Source organism: Bacillus rhizoplanae (assembly GCF_917563915.1).
Classification (GTDB): Bacteria; Bacillota; Bacilli; order Bacillales; family Bacillaceae_G; genus Bacillus_A; species Bacillus_A rhizoplanae.
Genome location: NZ_CAKJTI010000001.1, coordinates 135,164 through 156,097 on the forward strand (window position 1 = coordinate 135,164; position 20,934 = coordinate 156,097).

The 20,934-nt window shown below is 33.8% G+C and carries 20 protein-coding genes and 1 riboswitch; of the genes, 9 read left to right on the top strand and 11 right to left on the bottom strand.

The annotated features are described in order from the left end of the window. Positions 1–25 precede the first annotated feature (25 nt). Both LRP84_RS00775 and LRP84_RS00780 read right to left on the bottom strand, forming a co-directional pair. On the bottom strand, positions 26–1,183 hold the full coding sequence (locus LRP84_RS00775) for an aminotransferase A (protein WP_230573330.1): 1,158 nt from the start codon (positions 1,181–1,183) through the stop codon (positions 26–28). A 111-nt stretch (positions 1,184–1,294) separates the two neighbouring features. Further along, on the bottom strand, positions 1,295–1,495 hold the full coding sequence (locus tag LRP84_RS00780) for a protein YkzT (protein ID WP_230573331.1): 201 nt from the start codon (positions 1,493–1,495) through the stop codon (positions 1,295–1,297). 215 nt (positions 1,496–1,710) lie between these two features. Between LRP84_RS00780 and LRP84_RS00785 the strand changes: the two genes are divergently transcribed. Further along, positions 1,711–2,997 carry a sensor histidine kinase gene (locus tag LRP84_RS00785; protein ID WP_230573332.1) on the top strand — a complete coding sequence of 429 codons (1,287 nt, stop codon included), beginning with the start codon at positions 1,711–1,713 and terminating at the stop codon, positions 2,995–2,997. A gap of 23 nt (positions 2,998–3,020) precedes the next feature. On the opposite strand, the gene LRP84_RS00790 is transcribed toward LRP84_RS00785, so the two are convergent. Beyond that, entirely contained in the window at positions 3,021–3,779 is a 759-nt protein-coding gene (locus LRP84_RS00790; protein ID WP_230573333.1) for a DUF3967 domain-containing protein, read from the bottom strand. A 237-nt stretch (positions 3,780–4,016) separates the two neighbouring features. Between LRP84_RS00790 and LRP84_RS00795 the strand changes: the two genes are divergently transcribed. Together LRP84_RS00795 and comJ are read left to right on the top strand one after the other, a co-directional pair. Beyond that, positions 4,017–4,451 (top strand): NucA/NucB deoxyribonuclease domain-containing protein, encoded by a 435-nt coding sequence (locus tag LRP84_RS00795; RefSeq protein WP_098305741.1) that lies wholly within the window; start codon positions 4,017–4,019, stop codon positions 4,449–4,451. Between the two features lie 42 nt (positions 4,452–4,493). Next, positions 4,494–4,880, top strand: coding sequence for a competence protein ComJ (gene comJ, locus LRP84_RS00800; protein WP_230573334.1), 387 nt, complete (start codon positions 4,494–4,496; stop codon positions 4,878–4,880). 293 nt (positions 4,881–5,173) lie between these two features. Here the strand turns inward: comJ and metE are convergent, their stop codons facing one another. From metE to LRP84_RS00820, 4 genes are all read right to left on the bottom strand, one after another. Further along, the gene (metE, locus tag LRP84_RS00805) at positions 5,174–7,465 is read right to left on the bottom strand and encodes a 5-methyltetrahydropteroyltriglutamate--homocysteine S-methyltransferase (RefSeq protein ID WP_230573335.1); all 2,292 of its coding nucleotides are present in this window, start codon (positions 7,463–7,465) and stop codon (positions 5,174–5,176) included. Positions 7,466–7,593: 128 nt separating this feature from the next. Beyond that, positions 7,594–7,782, bottom strand: a riboswitch (cobalamin riboswitch). A 112-nt stretch (positions 7,783–7,894) separates the two neighbouring features. Then, positions 7,895–8,170, bottom strand: coding sequence for a hypothetical protein (locus LRP84_RS00810; protein ID WP_230573336.1), 276 nt, complete (start codon positions 8,168–8,170; stop codon positions 7,895–7,897). 190 nt (positions 8,171–8,360) lie between these two features. Next, positions 8,361–8,921 carry a PadR family transcriptional regulator gene (locus LRP84_RS00815; protein ID WP_230573337.1) on the bottom strand — a complete coding sequence of 187 codons (561 nt, stop codon included), beginning with the start codon at positions 8,919–8,921 and terminating at the stop codon, positions 8,361–8,363. Between the two features lie 78 nt (positions 8,922–8,999). Then, positions 9,000–10,535 carry an MDR family MFS transporter gene (locus tag LRP84_RS00820; RefSeq protein ID WP_230573338.1) on the bottom strand — a complete coding sequence of 512 codons (1,536 nt, stop codon included), beginning with the start codon at positions 10,533–10,535 and terminating at the stop codon, positions 9,000–9,002. Positions 10,536–11,161: 626 nt separating this feature from the next. Here LRP84_RS00820 and LRP84_RS00825 point away from each other — a divergent pair. Next, complete coding sequence (locus LRP84_RS00825; RefSeq protein WP_230573339.1) at positions 11,162–11,683, top strand: hypothetical protein; 522 nt, start codon at positions 11,162–11,164, stop codon at positions 11,681–11,683. A 280-nt stretch (positions 11,684–11,963) separates the two neighbouring features. Here LRP84_RS00825 and LRP84_RS00830 read toward each other — a convergent pair whose 3' ends face one another. After that, a complete protein-coding gene (locus LRP84_RS00830; RefSeq protein WP_437438753.1) occupies positions 11,964–12,194 on the bottom strand; it encodes a phage holin in 231 nt (76 codons plus the stop codon). 157 nt (positions 12,195–12,351) lie between these two features. On the opposite strand from LRP84_RS00830, the gene LRP84_RS00835 reads away from it, so the two are divergent. From LRP84_RS00835 to LRP84_RS00845, 3 genes are all read left to right on the top strand, one after another. Next, positions 12,352–12,600: a hypothetical protein gene (locus LRP84_RS00835; RefSeq protein ID WP_230573340.1), complete on the top strand. Its 249-nt coding sequence runs from the start codon at positions 12,352–12,354 to the stop codon at positions 12,598–12,600. A 685-nt stretch (positions 12,601–13,285) separates the two neighbouring features. Continuing rightward, positions 13,286–14,104 (top strand): peptidoglycan-N-acetylglucosamine deacetylase, encoded by an 819-nt coding sequence (locus LRP84_RS00840; protein WP_230573341.1) that lies wholly within the window; start codon positions 13,286–13,288, stop codon positions 14,102–14,104. 56 nt (positions 14,105–14,160) lie between these two features. Next, positions 14,161–14,781: a YkyA family protein gene (locus LRP84_RS00845; protein WP_230573565.1), complete on the top strand. Its 621-nt coding sequence runs from the start codon at positions 14,161–14,163 to the stop codon at positions 14,779–14,781. A 31-nt stretch (positions 14,782–14,812) separates the two neighbouring features. Here LRP84_RS00845 and LRP84_RS00850 read toward each other — a convergent pair whose 3' ends face one another. Further along, positions 14,813–15,271, bottom strand: a complete 459-nt coding sequence (locus LRP84_RS00850; RefSeq protein ID WP_230573342.1) for a YkyB family protein — start codon at positions 15,269–15,271, stop codon at positions 14,813–14,815. A 284-nt stretch (positions 15,272–15,555) separates the two neighbouring features. Between LRP84_RS00850 and LRP84_RS00855 the strand changes: the two genes are divergently transcribed. Further along, entirely contained in the window at positions 15,556–17,094 is a 1,539-nt protein-coding gene (locus LRP84_RS00855) for a Ppx/GppA family phosphatase (protein ID WP_230573343.1), read from the top strand. A gap of 110 nt (positions 17,095–17,204) precedes the next feature. Continuing rightward, complete coding sequence (locus tag LRP84_RS00860; RefSeq protein ID WP_230573344.1) at positions 17,205–19,313, top strand: RNA degradosome polyphosphate kinase; 2,109 nt, start codon at positions 17,205–17,207, stop codon at positions 19,311–19,313. Between the two features lie 250 nt (positions 19,314–19,563). Here the strand turns inward: LRP84_RS00860 and LRP84_RS00865 are convergent, their stop codons facing one another. Both LRP84_RS00865 and LRP84_RS00870 read right to left on the bottom strand, forming a co-directional pair. After that, the gene (locus LRP84_RS00865; RefSeq protein ID WP_230573345.1) at positions 19,564–19,770 is read right to left on the bottom strand and encodes a hypothetical protein; all 207 of its coding nucleotides are present in this window, start codon (positions 19,768–19,770) and stop codon (positions 19,564–19,566) included. 107 nt (positions 19,771–19,877) lie between these two features. Next, a complete protein-coding gene (locus tag LRP84_RS00870) occupies positions 19,878–20,744 on the bottom strand; it encodes a metallophosphoesterase (protein ID WP_230573346.1) in 867 nt (288 codons plus the stop codon). Positions 20,745–20,934 lie beyond the last annotated feature (190 nt).

Here is a 20,934-nt window from a genome sequence, read left to right on the forward strand (position 1 = left end):
AAACTAAGGGGAAAGGGTATTCCTCTTAGTTTTTTTGTTGTATAAACGTTTCTAAACGGTCACAGCCTTCTTTCAGCATTTCCATACTATAAGCATAAGAAATACGAATGTACCCTTCACCGTACTCGGAAAATGCTGAACCTGGAACAACTGCAAGTTTAGCTTCTTTCACAAGTTCAATTGCGAAATCAAAAGAAGAGGAGTTTAAATTCCCGATATAAGGGAATAGATAAAACGCTCCTGTTGGCTTTTCAACAGTTAATCCCATTTGTACAAGACGGTTGTATACATAATCGAGACGCTTTTTGTATTGATGACGCATCATACGGGGGGCGTCCTTTGCTGCTGTTAATGCTTCAATTGCTGCATACTGAGCAATTGAAGTTGCACATGTAACATTGTATTGATGGACTTTTAAAATTTGACTAGCTAAAAAGTTTGGTGCAAATAAAAAACCAATGCGCCATCCTGTCATAGAGTGAGATTTTGATAAACCGTTAATTACAATCGTTTTATTTCGCATTTCTGGAAAATTTGCAATAGATATATGTTTATTCTCGTATACAAGTTCGCTGTAAATTTCGTCGGAAAGAACAAAAATATTTTTATCCTTTAATACTGAAACGATCTCTTTGAGTTCTTCTTCTGATAATGTTACACCAGTTGGATTTGATGGATATGGTAATACGATGCAACGGGTTTTGTTTGTAATTGCGTTTTCGATTGCTTTTGCTGTTAAGCGGAATCCTGTGTCACGGACGTCTACAAAAACAGGTTTTGCACCGCATAGACGAATAATAGGTTCATAACCTGGGTAGACAGGGGCGGGTAAGATTACTTCAGTTCCTTCTTCCAAAATCGTACGAAAGGCAATATCGATTGCTTCACTTGCCCCGATGGTTACAATTGTTTCATCTTCCGGAGAATATACTAAATCATAGCGTTCTTTTAAAAAATCACAAGCAGCTTGTCGAAGCTGTAACAAACCCGCATTATGCGTATAACTTGTAAAATTTTCTACAATAGCACGCTTAGCAGCTTCTTTCACTAAAGAAGGAGTTGGGAAATCAGGTTGTCCAATGGTTAATGAAATAAGATCATCATAATTTTGAATCATGTTAGAAAATTGTCGGATTCCAGAAATTTGAATATCCTTTACACGTGGATTAATAAATTGTTCCATGTTGTCTCCCTTTCTTCCGTTGCAAAATTTCTTTTTATTGTATCATATTTATCATACAATCGCTTTGAAAAGCTACAAATAAAAAAGGTCGCTTAAAAAGCGACCTTTTGTTTAATAACCGTATTCCCAATCGATTTCGTCTTCACTCCAAAGAACGGAAGAAACTTTTCCTAGATGTATTACTGAGTTGTTTATAGAGCATGCACAATTGTTTGTACCTGTTTGCTCTTGTAATGTTTTATACACCGATTTCTCAACATTTTCTAGTACAACAAGATTTTCCTCGTTTAAGACGAGCGCAGTTCCTGTCATTTTATTTTCCCCCAATCGATTTCTTAACCTGTATTTATTGTATCTTGTACAGAGACAATTTGATACATGGTTTACAATCATTTTGAAAAGTTGTAACATTTGTGAATTAATTTCCACAAAATGTTTACAGAAATATTAAGAATAATCTAAAAAATAAAACAAATTTGCCAATAAAATGGTATAATCGTATCAAAATGAATATAGGGGATGAGGGGATGGGACTTATCCGTGATTTAATAATTCAAGTTGCTATCATCATTTTGCCGTTATTTTTGTATGAAGCAATTCGTTTAAATCGCTATCAAAGCATGCTTCAAAAGCCCAATCGCTACTTTATTGTATTATTATCAACAATTACGCTTATCCTTTCAATGACATATCCAATTTGTGTTGGGGAAACCTGTAATTACGATTTCCATCAAATTCCAATAATTAGTGCATTTTTGTATGGTGGTTCAGTTGGTATGATTCCGGCTGTAATGGCTATTTTATACGATGGATTTCTGAATGGTTTAAGCTGGTTTCGGTTATTAGAAATTATTTGTATCTCTGTTATCCCTTTTTTATTGTCTAAAAAATGGAGTGCGTTTCCGAAAAATAAAAAAATTGTTTTATCTTTTATGTTGGCATCTTTTTATACACTCATTTCTTTAGGATTTGAAATATTTGGTTTGTTGTTAGGAAAGGGCTTTACGCCAATGATGTCTTATTTGTATAGCGAATACATATTTGCCTCTTTTATTATGATTATGACGATGACATTCCAAGTGTATTTAACAGAGTATTTATATGAAAATGCAATGTTACGAACAGAAATGCAAAAGTCTGAGAAATTAAATATTGTCAGCGAGTTAGCAGCAAGCGTGGCCCATGAAGTTCGTAATCCACTTACAGTTGTGCGTGGATTTATTCAATTGTTAGAAGGTACAGAAGATTTTAAGAATAAAGAATACATGCGTCTTGTTTTGGCCGAATTAGACCGGGCAGAACAGATTATTTCAGACTATTTAAATTTAGCTCGGCCGCAAATCGATAAGAAAGAACATATTTGTTTATCAGCACAGCTTATTGAAATGACGACGTTAATGTCTTCCTTTGCTGCAATGCGAGGTGTATATCTACAGGTTGAAATTGCAGAGAATTTATATACGATAGGTGACAAAACAAAATTAAAACAAGCGATTATGAATGTTGTAAAAAATGGCATTGAAGCAATTCAAGAAAATAAAGGGTATTTAAAAGTGACTGCATTGCAAAAAGATGAATCTATTGTTATTCGTGTCAAAGATAGCGGTGTTGGGATGACAAAAGAGCAGTTAGAGAGACTTGGACAACCCTATTATTCATTGAAAGAAAAGGGGACAGGACTTGGATTAATGGTTACATTTAGTATCTTACAAGCTCATAATGGTACACTTGTATATAAAAGTGAAATAGGTAAAGGAACGGAAGCAATTATTACTTTACCAGCTGCGGTGCAAAACATAGTACATAAAAAGTAAAAGTTACCGAGGTACGGTAACTTTTATTTGTTCATTTCTCCCGTTTTTTCAGATTTAAATCGAATGAATAGACTTTTAAACGATTTAAATAAACTTTGTTCTTGTGAAGCAGCAACTAATCGTTTTGTTTCTTGAATTTCTCGAATAACTTGCATAAGCTGAGCATCGCGATTGCTTTCTTTATTATAAACTTGGTTCATAAGTTTGTTCATTTTTTCTTCTTGTTTGGATTCACGTTTATACATATGATTCATAAGTAAATCCATTTTTTCTTTTTGCAGCGCATCAGTTTCTGCTGCGTGATCTACAAGATTTTGTAGCATTTCCTCTTGTTTTGATTCTTTTACATATACTTGGTGCATTAATTCATTTAGCTTTTCGTCTTTTAAACGATTCTGTGTAATAAGGGTAGAATTTTGATGAATAATTGCTTCGTTTAATTGAGCAAGCATATCTAACTTGTGCATAAATTCTTCAAATTTCAGGCTTTGCTCTTTGAGTTGCAGGTCTTTATTTTCTTTTACAATAGTAGGAGAATCGGGTGGAGACTCTTCTTCTTTTAGTATAAATGAAATCGTTTCCATAATATCTTCTTCCAATGTAGCAGCTCGTTCGTGAATCATTTTTAATAGTCGTAAATCATCCATTTTATACGTGCGAGATTCAGCAGTTTTATCAATAAAATAGCCATGTTGTTCTAAAAGTTGGCTATATTTACGAACCATATTTTTGGGGATTCCCGTTTTATTTGTGACATCTTTTGTTTTATATGTTCCGCTCATGACATTTCCTCCCTAAAAAGTATCATGTATACCAATTCCATTTTTTGTTTTATACTTCCTTTGAAAAAAAATGTCGGAAGGTTGAAAGTTTTCTACATGTTTAGTGAAAAGTTGCACAAAATGGCATGTTATTGATGGAAAAGAAGCTAGGAATATAGAATAATGTCTGAAAACATAAGAATATGAAGTTTGTTATAATGAAAGAAAGAGAGGAAGAAAATGGAGGATGTAAGCTGGATGAAACAAGTAAAAGGCATTTTGATTACAATCATTGCAATTCTGTCTGTATTAATTGGAGTATACAAAGTTCTGATAACACCAGCATCAGAGAACAAGAAAGAGGTATCGTACGACCAAATTCTTGAGTTTCCGAAAGAACGATATCCAGAAACAGGAAAACATATTGCAAACGCAATACAAGAAGGGCATTCTAACATTTGTACAATTGATCGAAATGGAGCTGCGGATAGAAGGAAACAATCGCTAGCTCCATACCCGCCCAAAAAAGGCTATGACCGTGATGAATGGCCGATGGCGATGTGTAAAGAAGGTGGAAAAGGAGCGCACATTGAATATATTAATCCCGCAGATAATCGAGGTGCTGGTTCATGGGTTGGTAATAAGTTAGATCAATACCCAGATGGAACACGTGTGAAATTTGTTGTGAAATAATATATTGCTTCGCATCACTTAATAGAAAAAGGAGTGAAAAGAGTGGAGTTAACAATTTCTTATGCACAATTGATAGTAATGAATCAAGGTATGACATCTCCGCATGTAGATTGGACGGATAAAGATTTTGAAAGAGGCTATGCTGAGGCTGAAGGAACAATTATATTTGAGGCCTTATCTGATTATACGTGTGAAGTAATGGTATTTACTCAGAAATTTGTAGAAAAAAAAGAAGCAATACGAACGGTATCAGCTCCATTCACAGTGTTACAAGAAGGTGTGTTTATAAGCAGCGTGCTAGCAAATCAACTTCATTTTCTTGTTCCGTCAGGAGAGTATATAGTGACTGTGCAAGCAATTCCCCTAGAAGAACCTTCAGTAGATGCCTTGTATAAGATAAGATATGAATTGTTTTTTGAAGAGAACTAGTTATTACGTTGGTGTAGTGGTTTTTTTGTGCACAAGTATATGATTAATTATGAATGCAGAGTAGGTTTTCCAGTGTTCTATGAAGTAGGTTAGTGTTCTTTTAATAAAATTAGAAAACTACTGTCCAAAGGGCAGTAGTTTTCTAATTTTTATCCCGTATTAACGGGCAGTAAGCCCCCCCTCACCGAAATTCAGAGAAAATCGAGGGGGCTTACTGCTAGCATGTACCCGATTGGTTCAACTAACCATCAGTGGGGGATGAAGAAAACCCCACTGATGAAAGTTTCACTTTATTATCGTGCATTTGTTTGCAAAAGTTGGCGAGCTTTTACAGCCGCCTTTACCATATGTTCTAATGCAGGAATAACTTCTTCTGTTTTTCTTGTTTTTAAGCCGCAATCTGGATTAATCCAGAAATATTTTGGATCGCACACCTTTAATGATTGTTCTACAATTACATACATTTCATCTATACTTGGAACACGTGGACTATGAATATCATATACACCAAGGCCAATTCCCTTTTCATATGGATTTTCTCTTAATGTATTGATAAACTCCCCATGACTTCTTGATGTTTCAATAGAGATAACATCTGCATCAAGCTGACGGATTGCTTCAACGATATCTTCAAAGTTACTATAACACATATGAGTATGAATTTGTGTTTCGTTTTCTACTGAAGAAGTAGAAAGGCGGAATGCTTGGACGGCCCATGTTAAATATGTGTCCCAATCTTTCTCTTTTAACGGCATTCCTTCGCGCAGTGCAGGTTCATCAACTTGAATAACACGAATACCAGATGATTCAAGTAAGTTAATTTCATGACGAAGTGCCAGTGCGATTTGATAAGCAACTTCTTTTCTTGGAATATCGTTACGAACGAAAGACCAATTTAAAATTGTCACAGGACCAGTTAGCATACCTTTGACAACTTTATTGGTACAACTTTGTGCAAATACTGTTTCTTTTACTGTCATACCATCAATAAACGCAACGTCACCATAAATAACAGGAGGTTTCACACAGCGAGAACCGTATGATTGTACCCAGCCATTTTTCGTAAAGGAGAAACCAGCAAGTTTTTCGCCGAAATATTCTACCATATCTGTTCGCTCAAATTCGCCATGAACGAGAACATCAAGACCAATTTCTTCTTGATATTGAATCCATTTTTTTGTTTCTTCTTCAATAAATCGTTCGTACTGCTCATTTGAGATGTCACCGCTACGCCATTGTTTTCTAGTTTGACGAACTTCTTGCGTTTGCGGGAAGCTACCGATTGTTGTTGTTGGAAGTAATGGTAGATTCAGAGCTTTTTGTTGTAAATTGTAGCGATCTTCAAATGAAAGAGGACGAGAAAAGTCTTCTTCTTGTAATGCTGATAGTGTAGAGTGTACATCTTTGCGATTACGAGCTGCTGAAGTGCGAATTGTTTCGTGAACACTTCGGTATGTTTGTAATTCATCAGAAATACTTTCTGTTCCATGAACGAGAGCTTTTTGTAAAATAGTAAGTTCTTCTAATTTTTGATTTGCAAAAGCAAGCACATCGTATAATTCGCTTACAAGGTGCGTTTCAGTTGTCTTGTCAACAGGTGTATGAAGTAAACTACAAGACGGTTGTACAATCCATTCTTTTGGTTGTATAGTTTCTTGTAATGTATGGAAAAGAGAAAGGATTTCATCCAGGTTTGCTCTCCAAATGTTACGGCCATCTATACAGCCAACACCTAATACTTTATTGGAAGGGAATCCATGTTGTAGCAGGGCGCGCAAATTACCTTCTTTACCGTGTACAAAATCAAGTCCAATACCAGTGACCGGGAATGAAATAATCTCTTCATAGTTTTCTTCTATACTATCAAAATACGTTTGCAGCATAATAGATATATTTGGAACAGCTTTACGAATCGTTTCATATAATTCTTTTGCTATACCAATTTCTTGTTTTGATAGGGATGTAAAGATTGGTTCATCAATTTGAACCCAGCGTACGCCAGCGTCTTGTAATTCTTGTAGCAATTGAATGTATGGCTGTATTAATTTTTGTAAAATGTTTGTAAAATGTTCTTTTTTATAACCCTTTGCTAAGCTTAAAAACGTATATGGCCCTAATATTACAGGTTTACCATCAACGCCTAGTTCTTGTTTTGCTTCTTCATATAAACGAAGTGGACGATTCTCTTTAAGAGAAATATGTAAACCTTCCTCATATTCTGGAACGATATAATGATAATTTGTATTAAACCATTTCGTCATTTCACAAGCAACGTGATCTTTTGAACCGCGTGCCATACCAAAGTATACGTCAAGCTCCGATGTATACTTTGAAAAACGTGATGGGATAAATCCGAGCATACATGCTGTATCAAGGACATGATCATAATATGTAAAATCACCAATTGGGATGAGATCGATTCCCTTTTCTTGTTGTACTTTTACATGTTGAAGGCGAATCTCTTTCATTTGTTTCAAAAATTGTTGTTCATCCACTTTGTTTGCCCAAAAAGCTTCTAAAGCTTTTTTCCATTCGCGATGTGATTCAATTCGCGGATACCCTAAGTTACTTGTTTGAATTGTCATTGTGATTTCCTCCCTAAATATAAGTAAGCATTTCCGTTTACTCGGAAATGCCTTTAACGAAAAGTAGACATAGAAGAAGAAAATGCTCCTCTTTCGTTAAAAACACCTCCTCATCATCCGTGAGTCTATCAGTGCCGTTAAAATAGGCAGGTCTCCTGGCTCATGCATCAGCGATTTCTATCACCTTCCCGTTTTCACAGTGGTATATCGAAAGAAATCTCTGCACTTACAGTGGCGGGACCGCGCTGGATTTTCACCAAACTTCCCTTTTAAACACGAAATAAATCTTTTCGTGTACCTATCTCCTTTTGGAAAGGAATGTAACTAGCGTATATGATATTGAAACAAATTCTAACATAATATTTTAAATTTTGTCTACTATTTTAAAAAATGAATATTTCAAAAATTTAAAACCACCATTTAATTGCACTAACATGAAAAATTTTCTAAATGCCACCACCAATGTGATGATGGGTATGTATGGGAGAGGTTATAGTAGTGAGACTGTATACGGTTATATATATCGTGAGCATGATGAAAGAGTAAGCGGTCATAGGAGAGTAGTTCTAGTTGTTCATTTGGATGTAATGTATGAGATTGAAAAGCAATTTCACTGCGAAGAATTAGTATGTATAAGATTTGTTTTTGTAAATAAGAATGGTAGTATACAGAAAATCCATATTGTTTAATTAAATTATCCTTCATAAGGTGTCACCTCCTTTATCCCGCTATTTGCGGGCAGTAAGACCCCCACTGATGGAAGTTTCACTTTATATATTCGTATTGTAATGAAAAGGGGAAGAGGTTACAAAAAAGAAAAAAGGAAAAAAACGCTTAAGAAAATCCATTTTCATGAATACAAAAAACAGTCACTCCTGGGTGACTGTTTCGATGTTTAATTATCTAACCCTGTATGGATTTCTGAAAGTTTTCCTTCTAGTGCGTCTTTATAAAGTTGTTTCAGCCAACGAAATTCAACAGAAGCATGATCAATAACATTTTCCAAAATATAAAGCTGTGCACGAGGAATGCTAGTTTTATTATTTATATATATGCTTTGCATCGTTGTTATAAATGTCTGTGTTTCTTCAATTTTCTTTTTAAGAATCGGCACAATGCATTGATTGCCACCGAAATGACTGAAAGAAAGCCCGGTATAGATTGGTTTATATATATGATTTTTCGCTTGAAATTGTTCGAGTAAAAGAGTATGAAAAAGTCCTTTTCCTTTTTCTGTAATATGATAAATTGTTTTATCCGGACGATTTGTATCACGTATGATATGCGTAACAGCGATAGCTTCCTGTTTTTCTAGCTGCTCGAAGGCGTAATATAAAGACCCCTTTGCATATTTAATATAACAATCCATTTGTCTTTCTTTCATAATGTGTTGCACTTCGTAAGGGTGTTTCTCTCCTTCAAGAAGTAAACCAAGAATGACTAATTTCATGCTCATCTTGCTTCAACTCCAATAGCATTAAACTACTAAAATAAGTATATTCTCCTCTTCATCAAGGAGAGGGAGAGAAGAATGTTAACTAACTTGTTTTTGTTTCTTGTTTGTTGGTACAATTAGTCGCTCTTTTCCCATTAATAAGATGCATATAATGCTAAGGGCTGCAGGAATAAGTGCCCATAAAAATGTGTCAGCGATAGAGGTTGCTAGTGCATGTTTAATACCATCTAAAATTTGTGGCGGTATTTTCTCAGTCGCATTTGGAGATAATAAGAAACTTGTATCGCCGCCTTTTGGAGCCATCTTTGCTAGTTCTGGCGGGAAAACAGATTTTAGTTGATCTGTAAATACATGATTTTGAATCGTACCAAAAATTGTTACACCAAGTGTCATACCAAGTGAACGGAAGAAAGAATTTGTTGATGTCGCAGAACCTCGTTCTCTTATACTTAAATTATGAATAGAAGCCATACTTAAGACAGAGAAGGAAAACCCGACGCCAAATCCAGCTAAAATCATAAAGACTGTAATCATTGTACGTGACGTATCGACTGTTAAAGTACTTAATAAATACATACCAAGAATAAAGAAAATACCAGAGATCATCATAATGTTACGGTAACTTGTACGAGTTGATAACTGTCCACCTATTTGGCTTCCAATAACAGACCCTACCATCATCGGTGTTAAAATTAATCCAGCATTTGCTGCGGATCCACCAAGAACGCCTTGGATGAAAAGTGGAATGTACACTGTACAAATAATAAATGTTGCACCGTATAAGAAGGCAACGCCTTGACTTGCTGCAAATAAACGTTTTCTGAATAAATGGAAAGAAATAATAGGTTCTTCCACTTTTCGTTCAATAAAGAAAAAGATAATCATCATAATAGCAAACGTAGCAAATAAGCTCACAATTACATTTGAATCCCAAGCATACTGTTTACCTCCGAGTTCTAAAGCAAACATGAGGCAAACAATACCAATAATTAAAGTAACAGCACCTGCCCAATCAATTTTTTGTTTACTATATTGTAAAGATTCTTTATAGTATTTTGTAATTAAAAAGAGCGAGATAATCCCTAATGGAATATTAATATAAAATACCCAGTGCCAGTTAATATAGTCAGTAATATAAGCACCTAACAGCGGTCCAAACACACTTGACGTTCCAAAAACAGCTCCAAATAGTCCTGTCATTTTACCGCGTTTTTCTGCTGGGAAAATATCATACATAATTGTAAATGCGATTGGCATAAGAGCACCGCCGCCAATTCCTTGAATTGCACGGTATACACTTAATTGTTCAATGCTAGATGCAGTGCCGCAAAGTATTGAACCAGTTAGAAAGAGAAGTAATCCTCCTATGTAAAAACGTTTACGTCCGTACATATCTGATAGTTTTCCGAAGATAGGCATTCCGGCCATTGTAGCTACCATATAGGCAGAAGTGACCCATACAAATTTATCAAAGCCGCCTAAATCACCTACAATAGTAGGCATTGCAGTAGCAACAATTGTGTTATCCATTGCTGCCAGTAGTATTCCCAGTAGCAATCCTGTTACAACCAATTTTGTGTTACTTGCTTGCTTTTGAGTTATTTGTTCCTCCAAGCATAACCCTCCTTTGTATATCAACAATAAATTATATTATAGTCAAATTTGACCAAATGATAAATAAATTTTTTTCGGCAAAATTATTTTGTCGTACATATGTACTTTTTAGTCAAAGATCACAAACATATACATATAAATTATTTAGTGGGTATATATGTGAAAAAATATGCTATTGGTTACTTATTATAAAAACTGTAGAAATGCAGAAATGTAAAATATTTTTTTAAAACATATTATTGAAAATGATTCATAATATAGGAAGTGACGAAAGGACATGGAGCTTACTTATAAGAATTAGAGAGGACAGAGAACTGTTTATGTGTTGTTATACAATATAAAGCAAATTAAAAAATACTAGAATGAGAAACAATATATAAAGTGAAAATTTTATCAATAGGAAAGTTTTTCATATGCCACTGTTAGTATAAGATAAAAGAATACATGAAACTTTATCAGTAAAGCTGTACATGATGTGCAGCTTTTTTAGAATGATTTTTTCTTTCGTTTATCGAATACTATATAAAGTAAAGGATATAAAAAGGCTAAGTTTTTGTCGGAGGCCGCGAAGAAAAAGTAGAGAGTGTGAAAATTATATATTTAATATTAGAGTGGGGTGAATTTGTATGGTGAAATACTGGGGGGAATTAGAAAATCGAGATAAGTTTTCTTTGTGTATACAACCTTCTTTATGGTCAGGGGGCAATGACAAGGATTTAGCTTATAAGCAATACACTCCTCAAATAGAAGTAACGCTTACGGTGTGTAATATGAAACAACAGTCTTCGTTTTCAGACACTATTTATTATGAACTTCAAGATATAATTGTGATTCAAATTGAAGTGGATAATAAAGGGAAAGAAGCTGTTTCTCGTATATGCGTAAGTCATATGATTAGAGATCAATTATCATATATACCAAATACATTAACGTCTAATAATGGGGAAAACGAATTTCTTTTTCAACTTGTTCGTTGGCGCATTGATAATTTGTCGCCCAAAGAAAAGGCATGTTTAGTATTGCAAGTAAAGGCTGAGCGTAACAATATATCACCTTCTTTACCTCTTCGCGCTACGTATACATTTCAACATAACCAACAAGTGTATGGACCGTTGCAAACAAAGCAGGCCCTGCTGATAAAACGATAAAAAGAAATTATGGAATAGGAGACTACCAAAAAGAATTTATTTTAAGTAATTGAATATCGCTTTATATAAGTAAAGACAAAAGAAGAAGGAAATCATCCATATATAATGGATAATTTCCTTCTTCTTTTGTTGAAATAGCTTTTTTAATTTTATCCCACCTCAAGATTTAGAGAGAAACAAAGAAGATAGGTGGGGGATAACTGCTGGCATGCGCCCGATTGGTTCAATTAACCATTAGTGGGGGATGAAAAAGACCCCCACTGATGGAAGTTTCATTTTATTAGTGAAGGTTATGCTTTTTAAGAAGTTCTTTTTGTTCAATTCCTTTTTTTCCTAAATAGTTATTTTTGTATCCGAAGTATAAGATAAATAAAAAAGAGGAAACATTGATAATTGCATCGATTTGTTCATTTGAAATGAAGCTTAAGCCAAATGATTCAAATAATAATTTTAATGATAAGAGAAAGCCAGTAAGAAAACGGAGAATATCTGATATATTCCCTGGTTTCATGATAAATCTCTCCTTCTGTTATATGTTTTATATAATATTTATATGAAAATAGGAAGAAAAGGAATACAAGCTTATTGGAAAATTGTGCATATATTTTTTATTGAATAAAAAAACATCAGCTATGTAGAAACATATAATAATAGAAAGGAGGTAATAGATGGAATATAAAGGGAAAATTAGCGGTTTATTGTTTGGTAACACTATGGCAATTACAGAATGGATTGCCATGCAAAATATATTAACAAAATTAGATACGAAAGCATTATATGTTACAGCTGGAATTTATGTTGTGCAGATGATACTAAGTTACTATGTCGGTCATCGTTATGATAAAAAACAAGAAGTGAAAAATAGAATACAAGGTTTAAAAAGTAGAGAATTTTCGGGGAGTTTTTTGAAAAATTAGTAGCTTTATCACAAAGAGAAGTAGGTAAAGTTAGTATATATTTGTTTTCTATTAGAAATTGGGAGGAACTAAAGGTTAGTGTTTTAGAACCAAAACTAGAACAAATAGTTCTAAAAGTAGAACAAACATTGGTGTAGACAGTTCGAAAAAGTGATGTTATAACATGCTGGGAAGAAAATAAATATGTAATTACTGCAGCAGATAAAGGGCACGAACAATCAACACTAATGAATCGAATAACTAAAAATTTAACAAAAGTGTTGCAATATGATATTGTACACATCACATTTATATTTGGTGGAGCAACATATCCATTAGAGGAGACTCATTTGAAGTGCTATTAGAACTAGCACAAATGCGATTATTTCAAAATAGAGATATGCAGCAAGTGGAATTATAACATTATTATTTCGAAACATTTTTTTCATTTTTGTTACAATATTTGTGTGTTTTGTAACAAATCCCTTTAAAAATATGGTTAATCATCATATAATTAACGATGGATGTGTCAGTACATTTTGCACAATGATTTCTCATTAAAAGTGTAGAGTTGGAAAGATCTCTACACTTTTCCTTTTGAAGACAATTAGAGAATAATCGGAAAATATTGCATCGATTCCTTTGTACTGTGTAAAATGGAACAAATAGAGATAGAGAGATAGAAAGATAGAAAGGGAATGATAGAATGGTAGACGTTACGAACCACCGCTCTACAATAATTAAGCGGTTGGTTATTGTTGTTATAGCAATTTGTGCTGTGGCAGCAGGATTTTTTCTGTTTCAATCAATTACCTCTCCTGCAAAAGCAGTTGCAAATCAAGAAAATTCCGTTCAGTTTGCAAGTGAACAGACAAAAGTAGAAATGAAAAAAGTAGCGCCTGAAAAATATAATGGTCAAGTGCGTAAAGTAGTATATTTAACATTTGATGATGGACCAAGTGAATTTCAAAAGGAAATTTTAGATATTTTAAAGAAAAATGATATAAAAGGAACATTCTTTATGATTGGTGGAAATATTCCAGCCTATAAAGAGAGTGTGAAGCGCTTAGTAAAAGAGGGACATTATCCGGGTGTTCATAGTATGACGCATAATTATACAAAGCTGTATAAAGAAGGCAAATTTGTCGAAGAAATGAAACAAGCACAAGATATTATGAAAGAAGTAACTGGTATTCATCCAAACCTTGTTCGCTGTCCATATGGAAGTATGCCGGGACTTACTCAAGCGTTGCGTGATCAAATGACATCTGCTGGCATGAAAGAATGGGATTGGACTGTAGATTCTTTAGACTGGAAATTACCAGGAAATCCAAATGGAGTAACCCAAAATGTTGTCTCACACGTTAATAAAGAACGAGAAGTTGTTTTAATGCATGAGAAAAAGCAAACCGTGCAAGCTTTACAAACAATCATTGATGAACTTCGTAAAAAGGGGTATGAATTCGAAGTATACGATGAAGCAGAGCATTTTCCATTAAATTTCTGGCATGATAATCGCATATAAAATAGGAGGAATTGAAGTTGAAATATAAAAAGGTGGCACTAGTAGCAGTTATATCAATGAGTTTACTTGCAGGTTGCTTCGGACCTAAACCGGAAGAAGAGCTATACGTAGCATTTGAGAATGCTGCAAAACAGGAAAAAACAATGTTTGAAGATGCGAAAACATTGGAGACATTAGAAAAGCAAGGACAAGAACTGTACAACCAGATTGTAAAGGATGGAAAAGATAACAATCAAGTGGTAAAAGAGAAATTAGATCAAGCTATAAAAAATGATGCAGATCGTGAAAAAGTATTAGATAAAGAGAAAGAAGTATTAGATAAAGCGCAAGAAGAAACAAAAGATGTTGATAAATACATAAAAGAACTTGAAGATAAAAAACTGCAAGAACAAGCAAAGAAAGTACAAGATGCGTATAAAGGCCGTTATGATGCTTTTAACAAGATGTATGATAGCTATAAAAAATCATTAAAATTAGAAAAAGAATTGTATACGATGCTGCAAGCACAAGATGAAAAATTAAAAGCGATTAGTGAGAAAGTAAAAGCGGTAAATCAATCTTATCAAGATATCGAGTCTCCAAAAAATAAATTTAATGAATATACAAAACAATATAATCAAGAAAAATTGTCATTTTATAAGCAAGCAAACATTAAAATAAAAGAAGACAAAAAATAAAGAAGCTTTGGCCGTTTTGGCCAAAGCTTCTTTATTTTTTTGTGTAAGTACGACGATACCAAGGAATGGATTCGTTTAATTTTTTTTCTTGTTGAAATGCTTCTTCCCCAATATACTGCTGGAGCATTTTTTTAGCAGATGTTAAGGATAGATATGTTTTTGGATTTCGATATGCACAATCAAGGCTACCGAGATGTGGAAGGTTACGAAAATCATCTTTCGTAGGAGGAATATGGAAGTAATAATTACCTGCTCGTACAAGAACGTCAGATTGTTGCTGACTAAAGCGTGGGTTTTTGGAAAAGTGTAAACCTTCTTTCGTAGCTTGCTTTTCTGAAATTAATCGTTCTAAAGCTGTCTTTTTTAACCAATATAAATATTTCGGATTTGTAGCTGATTTTGCATGGCGGTTGACACTGAAAATTGCTTCAGCAAGTTGATGGACCGAAAATTGATTGTAGGAACGAGACTGGGATTGTGAAGATTTCATCTTAGCACTCCTTTCCTGTCTACAGTATCATAATTTAATAAAAGCTAGCAATTCTTCTATATAGAAAGCTATTATATGTATTTTCAATATTAAAGCAATGTTGTGAAAAAAAACAACTATTTTGTATAATAGTTATATCTTTCTTTAGAAGTAAGTTAATACTTTATTTCATGTAGAGGAAAATATCTAGAAGAACCTCTTATTCATGAACTTAAGTGCTCTTGCGCTATGTTGGACAGGTTTTTATAACTTTAAATAATGATATAAATGATACGGAGAAAAGGATGACGAGAGTGTTGAAACAACAATATGGGATTATTGATATTGGATCAAATACGATGAGATTAGTTATTTATGAAAAACAAAATGGCGGCTTTTACAAAGAAATTGAAAATACGAAGGTAGTTGCTCGCTTACGCAACTATTTAGTAGATGGTGTCCTAACTGAAGAAGGAATCCATGTATTGTTACATACTTTGCTACAGTTTCAAGAAAGCACGCGGTTTCATCAGTTACATAAAGTATTGTGCGTAGCAACTGCAACAGTTCGGCAAGCTAAAAATCAAATGGAAATTAAACGTCTTGTTGAAGAACACACTGATTTTCAGATTCGGGTATTGTCTGAGTATGAAGAAGCACGTTATGGATATATAGCAGTTATGAACTCCACCTCTTTCACAGAAGGAATTACTGTTGATATTGGAGGCGGAAGTACAGAAATTACTTATTTCCAAAATCGAGAAATTATCGAATATTATAGTTTTCCATTTGGAGCGCTGTCATTAAAGCAACAATTCATTCGTCATGATACACCAACTTCAGAAGAACTTGAGGAATTAAGAAATTATTTATGGTATCAGTTTCAATCGCTTCCATGGCTTAAAGGTAAGAAATTACCGTTAATTGCAATTGGAGGTAGTGCACGAAATATGGTGAAAATTCATCAAAATTTAATTTCTTACCCGATTTCTGGACTACATTTATATAAGATGAAGCGAACAGATATTGAACATGTGCACGAACATTTATTAACACTTTCATTTACAGAACTGCAAAAGTTAGAGGGACTTGCTAAAGATCGAGCTGATACCATTATTTCGGCAGCAGAAGTGTTTAGAACGTTAACAACTATTATAGAAGCATCATCTTTTGTGTTGAGTAGAAAAGGACTACGAGAAGGTGTTTTTTATGAAGAATTAACAAATTCGTTTGGGATTACTTATTATCCCAATGTTGTGGAAGAAAGCTTACACTTACTTTCTCATGAATATGAGATGGATATGAGTGTTGTGATGCAACTTATGAAAAATGCCATGACTATTTGCAAAGAATTAGAAAAAAGAGAGGTTATCTCCTTTACGCAAGAAGATTGGACTGTGCTTCATAGAGCAGCAAAAGTATTTAATATTGGAAAATATATTGATGAAGAGTCAAGCAGCCAGCATACATTTTATTTATTAGCAAATAAAACGATAGATGGCATGATGCATAAAGAACGAATTAAGTTAGCATTAATTGCTTCTTATAAATCGAAATTGTTGTTTAAACAATGTATCGAACCATTTACAGATTGGTTTGAAAAAGACGAACAAAGAAAAATACGGTTATTAGGGTCTATTTTGCAATTTTCTGCAGCATTAAATGTGACAAATCGTAATCTTGTCGAATCCATTCATATAGTAAAAAACGAAGATGGTCTTGCTTTTTATATTTGCTGTAAGCAATCAGCATTATCTGAAAAAGTACAGGCGGAAAAACAGAAAAAACAGATAGAAAAGGTTTTAAAGACGAACATTGAATTGTATTTTCATGAAAAATGTTAATTTGTTCGAACTTCTTTACAAAAAATTTACACTTCTTTCAATGAATATTTGTTAAAATGAATATAATAAAATTATATTGAAAAAGTTTTAGAGGGAAGTGTGATGGGGGTATGGAAACGGTGAAGAGTAGTCTTATAAACTTGAATGATACTGCTTATTATAACAATCGTGAATTAAGTTGGCTTGCTTTTAATGAGCGAGTGTTACAAGAAGCGCAAGATGACTGTAATCCATTATTAGAGAGATTAAAGTTTATCAGTATCTTCAGCTCAAATTTAGATGAGTTTTTCATGGTGCGTGTTGCAGGATTGAAAGATCAGGTAAGAGTTGGGTTTAATCAACCAGAAAATAAAGCTGGACTAACGCCGAAACAACAATTGGGGAAAATTTCAACTAAGGCACATGAATTAATGAAAGTACAGTATGATACTTATCAAAACATTGTACTTCCTGCGTTGAAGGAAGAAGGAATAGAATTGTTGTCTTTTCACGATTTAACGAAAGAACAACGAGAATTTATTGAAGAATATTTTGATGAGCAGATTTTTCCGGTGTTAACACCTGTGGCAATTGATGCGTATCGACCGTTTCCTATGTTATTGAATAAAAGCTTAAATTTAGCTGCTATTTTATATGATGAAAGACAAACAGAAGAAGAAAATCGGACTAAGCTTGGCATCGTTCAAGTTCCATCATTATTAGAACGTTTTATTTTTTTACCAAATGAAGATAATAGGCAAAAATTCATTTCTTTAGAAGATGTGATTAGTAACTTTACTCATAAATTATTTACAGGATATATGGTATCTTCTGTTACGCGTTTTCGCATTACACGTAATGCGGATTTGACTATTCATGAAGAAGGTGCACGTGATTTATTAAAAGTAATTGAGAAAGAATTAAAAAAACGAAAATGGGGCGCAGCGGTTCGTTTAGAGGTAGGAACAGATAACTTGGATGAAAGAGTATTATCTCTATTATATGAAGCGTTAGAAGTAAAAGATGAAGATGTATATATGATTGATGGCCCGCTTGATTTAACATGTTTATTTGCGCTTTATAAGAAGTTAGCATCTGTATATGACAATTTAATCTATCCAGCACTTATTCCACAGCCACCTCAAGATTTAGGTGATGAAGAAGATGTGTTTGAAAAAACTCTAGAACAAGATATTCTATTGCATCATCCATTTGAATCATTTCAACCTGTCATTGATTTTGTAGCAGACGCAGCAGAAGATCCTGATGTGTTAGCAATTAAACAAACATTATACCGTGTAAGTGGAGATTCACCTGTTATTAAAGCTTTAAAAACAGCAGCAGAAAATGGGAAGCAAGTGACAGTACTTGTGGAATTAAAAGCTCGTTTTGATGAAGAAAATAACGTTCACTGGGCAAAAGAATTAGAAAAAGCAGGTTGTCATGTTATTTATGGTGTTAGCCATTTGAAAACACATAGTAAAATTACGCTTGTTGTAAGACGAAAATACGGGAAGATTGAACGCTTTGTCCATTTAGGTACAGGTAATTATAATGATGCAACAGCGAAATTATATACTGATTTTGGATACATTACATCACGTAAAGATTTTGGTATTGATGCGACAAACTTTTTTAATTATTTAAGTGGATATACAATGAAACCTCATTTTCATCAATTGTCCGTTGCCCCGTTCGATATTCGTCAGCAATTTATTGAACTCATTGATGAAGAGATTCGTTATCATAAACAATATGGAAATGGTTATATTATTGCGAAAATGAATTCGTTAACAGATAAGCCGCTTATTCAAAAGTTATATGAAGCATCGCAAGCCGGTGTGAAAGTTGATCTCATTGTAAGGGGAACTTGCTGTTTACGTCCAAAAATTTTAGGTGTAAGTGAAAATATTCGTGTCATTAGCGTGGTAGGCCGTTATTTAGAACATAGCCGCATTTATTATTTTCACCATAATGGAGAAGAAAAATTATTTTTATCGTCAGCCGATTGGATGACGCGCAATATGGAAAAACGTGTAGAAATTTCATTTCCAATTTTAGGGTTTGATATGAAAACACGAATTAAAGATATATTGCAACTTATTTTAGATGATAATGTAAAAGCACGTGAACAAAATGAGTATGGAGAATATTACTATGTAGCAAGTGATGATGCGCAAAAAATTGAAAGTCAAATGAAACTCTTTCAAATGGCATATACAAGCACAGAGGAAGAATAAAGTGAAACTCTCATCAGTGGATGTTTCATTCTTTATTGTATGGAAAATTCTCATCAATTGGGCACATATTAGCAATTAACTCCTACCTATCTTTTGGGATTTCTTAAAGTCTCGAGATGGGAGTTTTACTGTTCAAAAGTAGCGGGATAAGAGATAGGTATACTCATTTTCTGATGTTTTACAGTTATTTATATAATATAGAGAAAAGGCCTCGATATGAGGCCTTTTCCCATAGTTGTTTCTATTTACATTAGTAATAATACGGTGTTGGAAAAGGATAGCCGAAGTAAGGATATGGTGGATAACATGGTCTAGGGCCAAATGCCAATGCTCCGCCAATTAAACCTCCTGCAAGACCAGCTAAAAAGGGGAATCCGAAAAATGGTAGAAATCGTGAGTCTCCGACTGGACCAACTGGTGCTGAGCGGAACGGAATCGGCTGGTATAGTGGATACATGTTTAAACCTCCTTCATTAAACTCATTGTTATCATATGGAAAAGATGATGTGGATGAGCGAGTACAAGAGAGAATGGTGCAGAAAATAGGCGAAATAAATTTGTATATTATGTCGATTGTAATGTAAAGATTGTAATTTCTGGTTTTGCTAAAAAACGAAATGGTACACGGGTTGTTCCAAGACCTCGATTAACATACAATAACAAATCATAGTTTTGCTTAATATGATAAAAACCTTCAATATAATGTTTCGCAAATGCAGGAGTAATAATGGCGCCAAAGAAAGGGAGTTGTACTTGTCCGCCATGACTATGTCCAGAAAGTAGTAAATTGACAGGGAAATTTGCAATATGCGGTGCGATATCAGGTTCATGCACAAGAGCAATCGTATACAGATTATTTTGTGCTTGTTGCAAGGTTCCGTGTATGTCTGGTTTTCCAAGCATGATATCGTCAATACCAAAAATGGAAATTTCACTTCCATCTAATAGGCGAATGCGTTTTTCGATATTTTGTAATATCTCAAAGCCAGATTGTGTCATGATGTGACTATAGTATTCTGTCCCGTATCCACCATGATCATGATTGCCGAAAATTGCAAATTTACCAAGTGGAGCAATGATATTTTGTAAAATTGATGCAACAAGTGGAGTATCTGCGTATGTTTGATAATTATCAATTAAATCTCCAGTAAAAATCACGATGTCAGGTTTTTTTTCATTTATTTTTGTTACTACTTTAGAAAGTTGTTGAAGCGAGTAATAATATCCTAAATGTAAATCACTAAATTGAACCATTTTAACACCGTTAAATCCACGTGGGATGAGTGGAGAATGAATCGTATGATACGTAAAAGAGAGAAGGCGTGGTTCTATATATTTTGCATAATAGTAACCCGTGCCGGTCGTTATACAAGTATACAATAGTGTATGAATACCTTTTTTGATAAAGTTTCTTCTTGTTATATGATTCATATTTATATGAGCGAGATGATAGGAAATAATTATAGTAGAAGGGTGTGATTTGTTGGGATGAGTCGCTACTTATCTTCTCTCCTTTCATTGTTAGCGATAGAATATAGTATATTTTATTAAAAGATATCAGAAAAATTAAAACTTATAAAGAATTCTGATGAATAAAGTGATAAAATGAATATGTATTCAT